This window comes from Castellaniella sp. (assembly GCF_041675725.1).
Lineage (GTDB): Bacteria > Pseudomonadota > Gammaproteobacteria > Burkholderiales > Burkholderiaceae_B > Castellaniella.
On the sequence record NZ_JBAYTI010000035.1, the window covers coordinates 17,580 to 30,047 of the forward strand.

A 12,468-nucleotide genomic window follows, 5' to 3' on the forward strand; every position below is an offset into this window, starting at 1 on the left:
CCCCTGCACCGGCCCGCGCCCCTGGATCGGCCTGCCCCCCTGCATCGGCCCGCGCCGCGTCAGCGCACCACGCCCTCGGCCGATTTCAGCGTCTCGATGGTGGGCCAGCACCAGTCGATGCCCAGCCCAGGCTTGGCCGGCGGCACGGCGTAGCCATCGGGGCTCATCATCAATGGCGATGACAGGAGTGCGTCGAGCTGCGGAATGTGCTCGATCCAGCCGGCGTTGGGTACGGCGCACGCCAGGGAAACGTGCAGTTCCATCAGATAGTGCGGCGCCACCGACAAATTGAAGGCTTCGGCCATGTGCGCCACCTTGAGCCAAGGGGTGATCCCGCCCACCCGGGCGGCATCCACCTGGACGATGGAGCAGGCGTCCTGCTGCATGTATTCCCGGAATACATGGGGATTCTGCAAGGTTTCGCCGACGGCGATGGGCATGGCCGTGGACGCCCGCAGCAGCGCATGGCCGTGCACGTCTGACGCCGGCAGGGGCTCTTCGAACCAGGCCGCCCCGGCGGCGGCATACGCCGCCGCACGGTATATGGCCTCGCCCTGCGTGAAGATCTGATTGGCATCGATCATCATCTGCATGGTGTCGGGCAGAACATCGCGCACCTTGCGCAGGCGTCTCAGGTCTTCAGCCAGGGCGCGCCCCACCTTGACCTTGAAACCGTGAAAACCCCGCTCGCGGGCCGACACGGCATTGGCCACCAGCGCGTCGTCGTCGATGTTGAGCCAACCGCCCTCGGTATCGTAGAGGGGCAGACGCTGGTGCGCGCCGCCCACCATGAGATGCAGCGGCATGCCGGCCAGCTGGCAACGAATATCCCACACCGCCATATCGACTGCGGCAAGCGCCAAGCTGGTGGCGATGCCCGGCGAGATCGAATTCATCGAACGGTTCAGGCGCCACCACAGCGCCTCTGCCGCGCGGGCATCGGCGCCAATCAGCTGCGGCGCCAGCGTGTCGGCCAGAAGGCGGCACAGCCCGGTACCACCGGTACCCAGGGTGTAGGTGTAGCCGACCCCTACCACCCCGTCGCGGGTCGTGAGGCGCACCATGGGCGTTTCCTGCTTGAGAAACGGCTGTATGGCATCCTGGCGCGGAAATTTGGCCGGAATGTCCACGAGCAGGATTTCCGCCTGCACAATCGGGTCGACAGACCGGAAATCCGGCGCCTGGTGTTCCTGAACCATATCGAAGGCTCCAAATCGAAAGAACGGTTTTCCGGACCGCTGCGGCCAGCCCCGGCGCGAGCGGCTACCGGAGTTGCCTGAACAATAGCGAGATTTCCGGCACGAAGGTGATGATCATCAGGCAGCAGGCGATCACCAGAACGAACGGCACGAGCCGCGAGATGATCTGGTCGATGGGGATGCGGGCCACCTCGCAGGCGGCGAACAAATTGACACCGAAGGGGGGCGTGATCATCCCCATGGCCAGGTTGACGATCATGATGAGCCCGAAGTGGATCGGATCCACACCAAATTGGGCTGCCACCGGCGCCAGGATGGGCGCCAGGACGATGATGGCCGCAGAGGTCTCGATGAACATGCCGACGAAGAACAGGACGACGTTCACGGCCAGCAGAAACGCGACCTGGCCGTGAAAGATTTCGACCAGCCAGTTGCCGATGGCCGCCGGGACGCCGGCGCGGGTCAGCAGGAAGCTGAACGTGCCCGCCGCCGCGATGATGAACATGATGACCGCCGACGAGATCACCGACTTGCGCAGGGCGACATATAAACTTTGGAAGTTGAGCGTGCGGTAGACAAAAACGCCGACCAGAAATGAATACACTACGGCCACGGCGGCCGCTTCGGTGGGCGTGAACACCCCTTGGTAAATGCCGCCCAGGATGATGACCGGCATGCCCAGGCCCCATGCAGCCTGGACGATGGCCGGTACCAGCGGCATGCTGCCTTCACCGTCCTTGTGGCCCCAGCCGTTCCTGCGGCACATGATGAGCACGAAAATGATCAGCGCCGTGCTGATCAGGATGCCGGGCCCGATGCCCGCGATGAACAGCTCGCCGATGGAGACTTCGGCGCTGACACCGTAGATGATCATGGGGATGGAGGGCGGGATGATAACCCCGAGCTCCGCCGAGGTGGCCTGCAGCGCCGCGGAAAAACGGACCGGGTAGCCATGCTTGACCATGGCCGGAATGATGATGGCCCCGATGGCGAATGTCGTCGCGATGGACGACCCCGAGACGGAGGCGAAAATCATGCAGGTGATCACGCAGGCAGCAGCCAGCCCGCCTTGCAAGCGGCCGACCAGAGCCTTGGCAAACTCGACCAGGCGGTGGGAAATACCGCTGGCTTCCATGAGATTGCCTGCCAGGATGAAAAACGGAATGGCCAGCAAGGGGAAGCTGTCGAGCGTGGTGACCAGCCGCTGGGCGATCACCAGGGGATTGAGTTTGGTGAAGAACACCACACCGCCCAGCGCAGACCCCAGTATGGCAATGGCAATGGGAATGCTGAGCGCGAACAGCAGCACCATGAGAATGATCATGAATGCACTCATGGGTGCTGGCTCCTATACGATGTGGTCGACCCGATCGGAATGGATCAGGGCTTCGGCGCCCGACCGGAAGCGCGCGATTTCCTCGATCAGGTGGGCCAGTACGGCTACCGCCGAAAGCAGCGCGCCGATGGGCAGGGCGGCGTACATCCAGGAAATCGAGATATTCTTGCCGGTGAAGGGGCTGCGCAGGCCCGCCAGGGCCTGGAACTTGACCCGCAGCGCCATCTCGTAGCCGTACCAGGTGACGATGAGCAGCAATGCAATGGAAATGATCGAGATGATCGCCAGCAACACCACGCGTGCCCGGCCATGCAGGTGGGAGATCAGCGTGTCGACCGCCATGAGCAGGCCGTAGCGACAGGCGACGATCAGGCCCAGATAGATCATCCAGATGTTCAGGGTGCGCGACGTGACCTCGGACCAGGTGGAGGGCTGTTCGAAGACGAAACGGGTGATGACCTGGAAGAAGGACACGGCCGTCATCAGGACCAGCAGGCTGATGGCGGCCGCCATGGCGGCCCGGATCAGGTATTTGTCCAGCGTCTTGAAAAAAGTGACCATGCCGTGTTCCGGCCTCACCCGTGGTGGCGGCTCAGGGTTTGTAGTCGCGGATGGCCTCGATGTTGTCCTTGCCGAACTGCTCGGCGAACTTGTCGAAAGCGGGCTTCAGGGCATCTTGGAAGGCAGCGGTATCCACCTGCTCGATCACCTGCATGCCCTTGTCGCGCAGGATGGCCACGCCATTGTCGGCGTCTTCGCGGACTTTCTTGCGCACGGCCTCGGAGCCCACCTTGGCCGACTCGAGGAACCAGCCTTGCTCTTCTTCGGAGAGGTCGTTCCAGACGGCTGGGGCGATCAGGATGATGGAAGGCGAATAGACGTGCTGCGTGAGCGACAGGTATTTTTGAACATCTGCGAAATTAGCCGAGAGGATCACGCCGATGGGGTTTTCCTGGCCATCGACCGTGCCCTGTTCGAGCGCGGTGAAGAGCTCGGTGAAGGCCATGGGCGTGGGCAGCATCCCCAAAGTGCGGAAGGCTTCCATGTGGATGTCGTTTTCCATTGTGCGGACTTTCAGCCCCGCCACGTCGGCCGGTTCTTTGACGGGCCGTACGTTGTTGGTGAGATTGCGGAAACCGTTTTCCGTCCAGGCGAGCGCCTTGAGGCCGTGTTCGGGAAATTTTTCGAGCAGCGCCTGGCCGATGGGGCCGTCGAGCACGGCATGAGCCTGATCGTAGCTGGAAAACAGGAAGGGGATGTCGAGTATCAGCGTATCAGGCACGAAGTTGCCGATGGGGCCGGTGGACGTAATGACCAGATCGATGGTGCCGATTTGCGTACCTTCGGTGAGTTCGCGCTCGCCCCCCAGACTGCCCCCGTAGGATTCGACCAGCTTGAACTTGCCGCCCGAGCGCTCGGCGAGGTCGGCTGCCATGGCCTTGGCACCTGCCGAATAGTGCGAGGAGGGCGACAGGTTGTGGGCGATAGTCAGCTCGGTTTCTGCCTGAGCGGGACCGAAGCCAAACAGGGCCAGCGAGACGGCCAACAAGGGGCCGGCAAAACGAAATTTCATGAGAGGTCTCCCGAGTGGGTGTGTGCAGACGTGCGAACCGGTGCCCGACGCCATTTCCCGTTATGTTAGCAAGGGATCGGCCGGGAACCTATCAGGGTTCACATCAGTGCGACGGGGTCGACTCGATTCAGCCGGAAAGTTACATTTGCAACCAGCTGTTTTTTCTTATAAAATTCTTCGGCTTTTCAAATCACAAAAACGCAATCTCATGCTTTAAGAACACTGGTTGGGAAACCGGTGGCTCCGGCTTGCTTAACAGTGATTATTCGACGCGTTCCGAAATACCTGCCCTGGCGCGGTTACGCGGGCCAATCAAACCCTGAAGATCATGCATCACCAGTCGGCGACAAGTCGCCGCAGTGCCCCCGTATGCCCGGCGGCACGCAAGCCGGATTTGAATCTGCAGCCCCTTTCAAGAAGCACAACCCGCCACACAGACGTCACGAACGCATTCAGTAGAACCGTTAACGAGATTTTTATGGCTTCTTATTTATCCCGAACCCTCTTCATGGGCTCGCTGATCGCGTGGGGCGCCATCACAAGCCCCGCGTCGGCAGAGAACACGAACCTATCCCAGGCCGTCGAGCTGGCCATCCTGACCAACCCCGAGATCAGCGCCCAATTCCAGCATTTTCAGTCTACCCTGGAAGACCAGGCCATCGAGCGGGGCGCATTGCGCCCGCAAGTCGACGTATCCGGCTGGACCGGCCGCAGCTGGCGCAGCAACGCCGACGGCGGGTATGCCTCGAACTGGAACGGCTCCGGCTACAACCTGAGCCTCAGGCAACTGTTGTTCGACGGGTTTTCCACCTTGAACCGGGTTCGTGAACTCGGCTTCGAGAAACTGTCCGAATACTATGGCCTGAAAGCTACCATGGACAATGTCGCCATCGAGGCGACCCGCGCCTACCTGGACGTCCAGCGCTTTCGCGAGCAAGTCCGCCTGGCCAACGACAACTACGAAACCCACCGAAAGACCCTGGGTCTGATCTCCGAGCGCAGCGCATCGGGCGTGGGGCGCGGCGTAGACGTCGCCCAGGCCAATGCGCGCCTGGCCCTGGCCCAGAGCAACGTGATGGTGGCCACGGGCAACCTGAACGACGTTACACAGCGCTACCAGCGGATCGTGGGCAAGGCGCCCACCGACAGCCTTCTGGACACCCAGGACGTCAGCCGGGAAATCCCGGCTTCCGCAGAGAATTTCAGCGACGCCATTCGGGGCAACCCGTCCGTACTGGCGAAGCAGGCGCTGGTGCAGGCAGCTGAACATGGCAAGGCCTCGGCGCGCGGCCGTTTTGCCCCGACCCTGGAACTGCAGGCCGACACAGGTCGCAGCCAGGATCAACCCCCCGGCTACCCGGACCGTAATGCCCAGAACAGCCGCATCCAGCTGGTGGCCAACTTCAACCTGTATCGCGGGGGCTCGGATTCGGCGCGCGTACGGCAGGCAGCCGCCCGAACCTACGCCGCCCAGGATATCCGCAACTACACCTGCCGCAACGTGGAGCAGGAACTGGCCATCGCCTGGAACGAGGTCATGCGCTTGCGCCAGCAGATTCCGTTCCTCGAAAAGCACGTGCTCGATTCATCCAAGGTGCGGGTCGCCTATATGGAGCAATTCAAGATTGGCGAACGCAGCCTCCTCGACCTGCTCGACTCGGAAAACGAGCTGTTCGATGCCCGCCAGGCACTCAACAACGGCACACACGATCTGCAGATCGCCGAATACCGCTGGCTGGGCATGGCGCATCGGCTGTTGCCAGCCATCGGCCTGGGTGATCCGTACAGCGACAGCCCGAAAGAGGCCACTGGCCTGAACTTCCCGGATGACATGCTGCAGGCCTGCCTGACCCCGCTTCCCAACCCCGGCTCCTTCGAACCGATCGAGGTCAAGTATCGCTCGGGTACAAAGCCGCCCGTGCTGAACAAAAGCAGCGCTCAGCCTGCCGCGGGTTCCTGGGACTGACCCCTCCGGATCCCCAGTATGACGGGTCCGCCAAGCCCCACGGTCCTCGTGGGGCTTGCGCCTGGCCGCATGGTCTCATGCCAGGCACACCATTCGCGTATTGATTCAGGCACAATCTGGGCATGCCCATGCCCACCCAGTGCCCCTCCCGCCACACGCGCACGTCACCGCTGTGCATACTGCTGCTGTGCGTCGCCGCTATCGGGGTCGGACACGGGTGGCCGGTACAGGCCGATCTCTCGGGCCAACTGGCCGCTTATGCGCGCCAACACCATGGCCACAGGGCCGGGCGCGCCGTCGACTCGTGGCAGCAGGCGCTGTCACAGGCGCGCGGGCATACCGAGCTCGAGCAATTGAAACGCATCAATGCGTTCTGGAACCACAGCCTGCGCCAGGCAGATGACAACACGCTGTGGGGTCAGCCCGATTATTGGGCGACCCCGATTGAGTCGCTGGCAAAAGGCGCGGGCGATTGTGAAGACTTCGTCATCGGTAAGTATTTTTCGCTGCTGGACCTGGGGGTGGATCCAGAAAAACTGCGGCTGGTCTACGTGCGCGCCGAGGTCGGCGGCACCCGGATCGCCCACATGGTGCTGGGTTATTACCCGCGGCCGGGCGCTGAACCCCTGATCCTGGACAGCCTGCTGGACGACATGCTGCCGGCGCAAAAACGGCCTGACCTGACCCCCGTCTTCAGCTTCAACGGCCAGGGAATTTACGCCTGGGGCGGCAAACGAGCCCCTGTTGAACAGATCGGCCGCTGGCGCAATCTGCTGGATCGAATGCACACCGAGGGCTATCGCCGCCACCCATAAGGTCATATCATGTCATTATTGAAACAATTAATAACAAGCGTGACGCTTGCGATGGCCATCGTACTGATCGGGGTCACCCACTTCAGCATCGATGCGGCACGACACTATCTCGACCTGCAACTGCAGGCGCAAAGCGAGTCGGCAGCCACCACGATGGCATTGATTCTTTCACAGGAACCCAACCAGGATCCCGTGACCCGGACGCTGTTGCTGACGGTCCTGTTCGACAGCGGAAATTTTCGCGACATCGCCTTCGTGAATGCCGACGGACACGTCGAAGTTCAATTCGGCCCGACACGCCAGGACAGCCTCGGGCATCGGGCAGCCGCCCCCGTGCCGGCATGGTTCGATCATTGGTTGCCACTCGAGCCCCACGAGGCGCAGCAGGCCGTCACGGACGGCTGGCGCGAGCTGGGCGTGTTGCGGCTGAGCGCAAATGATGCTTTTGCCCGCGTCGCGCTGTGGAAGGGCACCCTGCGCATCGCCGCCATCACGCTGGCCGCAGGCCTTGCGTGGGCCCTGTTCGTGCTGTTCCTGATGCGCTGGCTGCGCCGCGCCCTGCAAGAAGACGTGCAGGCGCGTATCGATGCGCTTGCACACGCCGATGCCGACGCCCAACTGCCGCCCATCCGCCATGGCGCTCTGGCCGAGCTGCGCGACGTCACCGACAGCATCGACCGTGCCCATGAACAAGTGCAAGCCACCGTGGCCGAGCATGAAGAAACGATCCTGCAGCTCGAACTGGATCTGAACCGCGACCCCACCACAGGGCTGGCCAACCGTAAATTTTTCATCAACGCACTTCGCCAGATGACGGAACAACCCGAATCCGGCCAGCCCGAGCGCGGCCATTTATTTCTGTACCGGCACTGCCACTTGCACAGACTGAACCAGTCCATCGGCCGAAAGCGGGTGGACCACTGGCTGCGCGAGGTGGGCCACGAGATCGAAGCCGCACTGCGGCAATCGATGGGCCCTCAGGCTTGGTTGGCGCGGCTCAACGGTTCGGATTTTGTCTGCCTGCTGCCGGGCATGGAGGGGCCCGATGCCATCCAGATGGTACAAGGCCTGCACAACCGGCTCATGGCGCTGCGGCTGCACACCGACCCTGCAGCGCCATGCCGATTTGCCACCGCCCTGACAGACTACCATGCCGGTGAAGCCGGAACAGACATCCTGGCGCGCCTGGACACCGCACTGATGCGGGCCGAAAGCTCGCAACACCAGCAGATCGAATACCTGCCCGGCACACACGACGCCCATACGCCCAAACCCACCAGCGCAGGAGAGCAACAATGGCGCAGGCTGCTCGAACGGGCGCTCGAGAACGGCCACATCAGCCTACACACAGAGCCGGATCCTGGATACCCCGATCCGGCACACCGCCTGCTCGCTTGGCAGATGCTGTACGACCCCGCCCAGGAAAACCCCATGTCCGGCCACGAATTCCTGCCAGCCGCCGCGCGTCTTGGCCTGGCCGGCGAGTACGACCTCAATGGCCTGGCCCTGGCCCTTGCGTGGCTTCGGGAACACCCGCAAGAGCTGGTACTGCGCATCTCGCTGGCGTCGCTGCTGGATCGTACCTTCCTGGCACGCTGTGCTGCGACGCTTGCGGAAGAACACCCCGAGGTACGCAACCGCCTGATCACCGAGCTGGATGCGTTCAGCCTAGGGACATCGCCCAAAGAAACCATCGCCTTTGCCCATGCCGTCCAGACGCACGGTGTGGCCATCGCCCTGCGACGGGTCGATGAGCAGGTCGAAACCTTGCTGCACCTGAAAACACTGCAGCCCGCCTACGTCAGATTGTCGGCCAAGCTGCAGCGCGACGAAACGGCCAACCCGGCCGCCCGGCACTTGCTGGCTGCCATCAGCGAAACCGCGCGCGATCTGGGCATCCAGGTCTTGCCCTGCTGATTTCCGCCCGGCCGATCCCCGTCCTGCTGATCCCCGCCCTGCTGTTGTCCCTGCAGCGCCGCCGGCGGGCGATGCTGCAGGGATCTCTTTCAGGGCGCCACCCGGCGGGGCGCCTGCGAACCATCAACCCATCGGGTTGTCCAGCTTGCCGTCATCGATGAGCTTGTTGATCAGGTCATTCTGGGACGAGCCCGCATCCAGGCCGAGGTCTGCGAACGACACCCCCTTCAGGATGATTTCCTGATCGAAGTGGCCTGCGCCCACCTGGCCCCCCGTATCGACCTTGATCACCGTATCGGCACCCGATTCCTCGACCCGCAGGTACTGATCCAGCGAGCCGCTGGTGTCGGCATCGAGCAGTTCGGACAAGTCGAGCCGGTCCGCCCCGCGAGGATCCGCCGGACCCGTGCCGAAGTCCAGGATCGTATCCGAAGCGGGGTGAGCCACCGAGCCCTCATCGCCGAATTCCCACTTGAAGACGTCATCGCCCGCACCACCCACCAGGAAGTCGTCCCCCCGGCCACCGATGAGCACATCGTCGCCGTCGCCGCCGACCAGCACATCGGTCGCATCCGAACCGATCAAGGGATTCGTCGAGCCATCGGACAGCGTCGTGATGCCATCCGGGAATTCGACGGGGTCGATACGAATCTGGACGTCGTGCGAGCGTTCGAACCCTTCAGCGCCAGAGTCGTTCACCGTGACCGTCAACGTATGGCTGCCCGGCACATTGGACAGCAGAACCAGGCTTTCGGTATCCCAGCCGGACAAGTCCGCCGGACCATGGCCGGGCGTGGCGACGAATACGTGCCCGTCGCCATCGCGCAGCACGGCGCCATCGGGCAGGCCCGTCATGCTCACGGTGGCGTCATCGGGCGACCAGTACTCCGGCAGGATCTGCGTGAGCGCAATATCCTGGCCCTGCTCGCCTTCGTTGTAGCCGTAGATCCGGTAGTGGCCGTGGTCTTCCGTGCCGATCAGGCCCCCCAGCGTGAAGCCCTCGTTCTGGTCCTGCAACTGGGCCTGGGCGGTGTCGAAGTCCGGGAAGAACTCGATAGGCGTGCCTGGTGAGGCCTTGTTCACGATCGACACGTTGTACATGCCCGCCCCATTCTGGTTGTGCATGTACATGTCGAACGTGTAGAGGCCCGACTCGGCTGCCGTGAACTCGAAGTCTTTGAAGGTGCTCTTGTCGGTGCCCCAGCGCAGATCGACCTGCTGGCCCCCGTTTTCGCGGTCGCCCAGGACCACCCGCAGGCTGTCGTCCCCCTGCGCCTTGACGATATAGGTTTCACCGGCTTTCAGGTAAATGATGCCGTGCGCATGGACAGCCGTATCGACCGCCACGTTCTTCTGCTTGTCGGTGTCACCGCCCGCCTTGGGATTCAGGGCGACCAGGCTGTCGAGGATCCGCTCGCCGGCGGGCCCACCGTAGCCGTGCTTGCGACCATCAGCGGTTTCCTGATAGCCGCCGTTGGGCGCATACTGGTCGAGCGCCTTAACCGTGCTTTCGAGCAGATCAGTATTGGCGCCATCGCCATTGGAACCATTGGGCTTGCCGGTGCCTGCCCGCAAGCCATCCAGCAAGTCGTTGATGGCTTCATCGATGGCCTTTTGCTCGGCGCTGCGCCGGTCGCGGCCGCCACTGGGCGGACCCTGATACGTCCAGGCACTGACACTGAGCCCCACGTTGGTGATCTCGGGCTGCGGCGTGAACGTGACCAGGTCATCGTCATGAATGACGCTGCTGGCCGTGTTTTGCTCGCCGATCATGCCCCCCCCGGGCCGTATGCCGGCCGCCCCTTCCACCCCAGTGATGCGAACCGTCACATCTTCCTGGGGTTCTGGATTGGTGTCGTCCACCGTACGGACCACGAAGGTGGCCTGGTTCTGGCCGGCGCCGATCGTGACACTGGCAGGCCGGCCCAGCGTATCGGTATTGTTGGCGGCCTCTCCTTCCCAGGCCAGCTTGACCTGGACGCTCTTGCCCGCAGGCACTTCGACCGGATCACCGTTCTTGTCGACCAGCGTGACGGTATAGTGCAGGTCATCGCCCTCGGCCACGGCATCCTCGTCTACACGAATCTGCGCAAACACGCTGTCGGGCTCATTGGGTTCGCCCTTCAGGGTGATGATGACGTCGGCCGATGCACTATCGCCATCCCGATCGGTGACGGTATAGCTGAAGCGCATCTCTTCCTCGTCGCCCACCGCCATGCCGTCGCGGCCCGAGCGACTCATCTCGAACGTATAAGAGCCATCGTCGTGGCCAGTGAACGTGCCGTAGTCGTTGGTGATGGTGTACGTGCCATCGCCATTGTCAGTGGCGCCTTCCCAGGTGATGAAACCCGCATCGGCCGGGCCGTCGGCCCCCACCTGAATGGAACCCTCGATTTCACCCGAAAGGGTCGGCATGTCGTCCACAGCCGAAATCGTGGCGTACAGATCGAAGACGTTGTCAGAATTCTCCCAGGTGTAGACAGTCGACACAGGATCTGAGTATTCGTCGTTCTTGAAGCCGTCGATCGTGAACTCGAAGGTCCGGTCGCCCACGGTAAAGGTAGAGGACAACGTCGAGGCGTCGATCGCGACGATGTCGCGATCGCCTGCGGCCGACCCCGAGTTATTCGGCGTCTCCGTGTGCGTGAGCCTGATGGTGTGTTCGATCTCATGCGGCTGGCCATCGATGGAAACGATGAACTTCACCACCAGATCCGTTGATACCAGCTCGCCGCTGCCCGTGCTGATCGAATTGTTCAGGTGGGTGAACGTACCCAGTTTGAACGTAGAGCCGATCAGGTTGTCCGTGTTGCTGCGAAAGTCCTCGTTATCGTAATAGTCATACCCTGACTTTCCGGTACCGCTCGAACTTGCCGTACCCCAGCGCAATTCCTCGTAATAGGCATCCGAATCCCTGTCCCTGTTGGTACCTGCGGGTTCGCTCTGCTTGTACTTGACGTTGGTGAAGCCGCCTTCCAGACCGGTGACGATCACTTCGCTGACGGGTACCATGATTATGTGGCTGTCATCGATGGCTTCCGGTGCGTCATCCTCGACCGTAACCTTCAGCGTGGTGTGGGCCGAATTGCCAAATATATCCCGCACGGAGATAGGCACTTCGAAATCGATCACGTCCTCCTGGGTCGTGTCGGGATGGTCCACGGGCTGATGCAGTTCGACTTCATAGCGGCCGTTGTTGTCGATGGTGATGGTCACGACCGGCTGGCCCTGCACGGATCCCGTCAGGATCCGATCGCCGCCGGACAACGCCCACTCTACATCCTCGCCACCCGCCTGCAGGGCGTCTTCGGACGGCAGGCCAAGCGTCACGATAGTCGGATGGGGATGCGTGATGCCAATCGACCCCTCGCTGGTGGGCGAGTCAGTGGTGTCGTCCACCCCGTCGTCATCGGGCAAGCCGTGCTCGAGGCCTTCCTCGGACACCCGGGTTTCACCAGCGACGAGGAGCGGCAGGCTGTCGGCATCGATAATGCCGCCTGTACCCGTGGCCGTAATCTCCTCACCGGCGCCCCCAAAGGGCACGCCATTGACCGTGCCCGTGAGCGCGCCATCGAGCGTGAAGAACTCATCGCCCTCGAACACCCCATCGTCATGCGTGGGCACCGTCACCGTGATCGCGGTCTCGCCGCGCGGCACCGTAA

The 12,468-nt window shown here is 62.6% G+C and carries 8 protein-coding genes; 3 read left to right on the plus strand and 5 right to left on the minus strand.

Annotated elements, in window-relative coordinates; translation table 11 throughout:
* Positions 1–59: 59 nt before the first annotated feature.
* The 4 genes from WCZ84_RS08650 to WCZ84_RS08665 form a co-directional block, all read right to left on the minus strand.
* Positions 60–1,199 carry a mandelate racemase/muconate lactonizing enzyme family protein gene (locus tag WCZ84_RS08650; RefSeq protein WP_372685869.1) on the minus strand — a complete coding sequence of 380 codons (1,140 nt, stop codon included), beginning with the start codon at positions 1,197–1,199 and terminating at the stop codon, positions 60–62.
* Positions 1,200–1,263: 64 nt separating this feature from the next.
* Entirely contained in the window at positions 1,264–2,535 is a 1,272-nt protein-coding gene (locus WCZ84_RS08655; protein ID WP_372685870.1) for a TRAP transporter large permease, read from the minus strand.
* A gap of 12 nt (positions 2,536–2,547) precedes the next feature.
* Positions 2,548–3,096, minus strand: a complete 549-nt coding sequence (locus WCZ84_RS08660) for a TRAP transporter small permease (protein ID WP_372685871.1) — start codon at positions 3,094–3,096, stop codon at positions 2,548–2,550.
* 31 nt (positions 3,097–3,127) lie between these two features.
* Positions 3,128–4,108 carry a TRAP transporter substrate-binding protein gene (locus WCZ84_RS08665; RefSeq protein ID WP_372685872.1) on the minus strand — a complete coding sequence of 327 codons (981 nt, stop codon included), beginning with the start codon at positions 4,106–4,108 and terminating at the stop codon, positions 3,128–3,130.
* A gap of 478 nt (positions 4,109–4,586) precedes the next feature.
* Here WCZ84_RS08665 and WCZ84_RS08670 point away from each other — a divergent pair, with 478 nt between their 5' ends.
* The 3 genes from WCZ84_RS08670 to WCZ84_RS08680 all read left to right on the plus strand — a co-directional run bounded on the left by WCZ84_RS08670 (position 4,587) and on the right by WCZ84_RS08680 (position 8,806).
* Positions 4,587–6,074 carry a TolC family outer membrane protein gene (locus WCZ84_RS08670; protein ID WP_372685873.1) on the plus strand — a complete coding sequence of 496 codons (1,488 nt, stop codon included), beginning with the start codon at positions 4,587–4,589 and terminating at the stop codon, positions 6,072–6,074.
* Between the two features lie 122 nt (positions 6,075–6,196).
* The gene (locus WCZ84_RS08675) at positions 6,197–6,889 is read left to right on the plus strand and encodes a transglutaminase-like cysteine peptidase (RefSeq protein WP_372685874.1); all 693 of its coding nucleotides are present in this window, start codon (positions 6,197–6,199) and stop codon (positions 6,887–6,889) included.
* Between the two features lie 9 nt (positions 6,890–6,898).
* Entirely contained in the window at positions 6,899–8,806 is a 1,908-nt protein-coding gene (locus WCZ84_RS08680) for a LapD/MoxY N-terminal periplasmic domain-containing protein (RefSeq protein ID WP_372685875.1), read from the plus strand.
* 123 nt (positions 8,807–8,929) lie between these two features.
* On the opposite strand, the gene WCZ84_RS08685 is transcribed toward WCZ84_RS08680, so the two are convergent.
* On the minus strand, positions 8,930–12,468 hold a 3,539-nt coding region (locus WCZ84_RS08685; protein ID WP_372685876.1), incomplete at its 5' end, for a type I secretion C-terminal target domain-containing protein.

Coding starts and splice junctions, on each gene's coding strand:
- WCZ84_RS08650 (WP_372685869.1), bottom strand. CDS start 1,199: ATGGTTCAGGAACACCAGGCGCCGGATTTCCGGTCTGTCGACCCGATT.
- WCZ84_RS08680 (WP_372685875.1), top strand. CDS start 6,899: ATGTCATTATTGAAACAATTAATAACAAGCGTGACGCTTGCGATGGCC.
- WCZ84_RS08670 (WP_372685873.1), top strand. CDS start 4,587: ATGGCTTCTTATTTATCCCGAACCCTCTTCATGGGCTCGCTGATCGCG.
- WCZ84_RS08655 (WP_372685870.1), bottom strand. CDS start 2,535: ATGAGTGCATTCATGATCATTCTCATGGTGCTGCTGTTCGCGCTCAGC.
- WCZ84_RS08665 (WP_372685872.1), bottom strand. CDS start 4,108: ATGAAATTTCGTTTTGCCGGCCCCTTGTTGGCCGTCTCGCTGGCCCTG.
- WCZ84_RS08660 (WP_372685871.1), bottom strand. CDS start 3,096: ATGGTCACTTTTTTCAAGACGCTGGACAAATACCTGATCCGGGCCGCC.
- WCZ84_RS08675 (WP_372685874.1), top strand. CDS start 6,197: ATGCCCATGCCCACCCAGTGCCCCTCCCGCCACACGCGCACGTCACCG.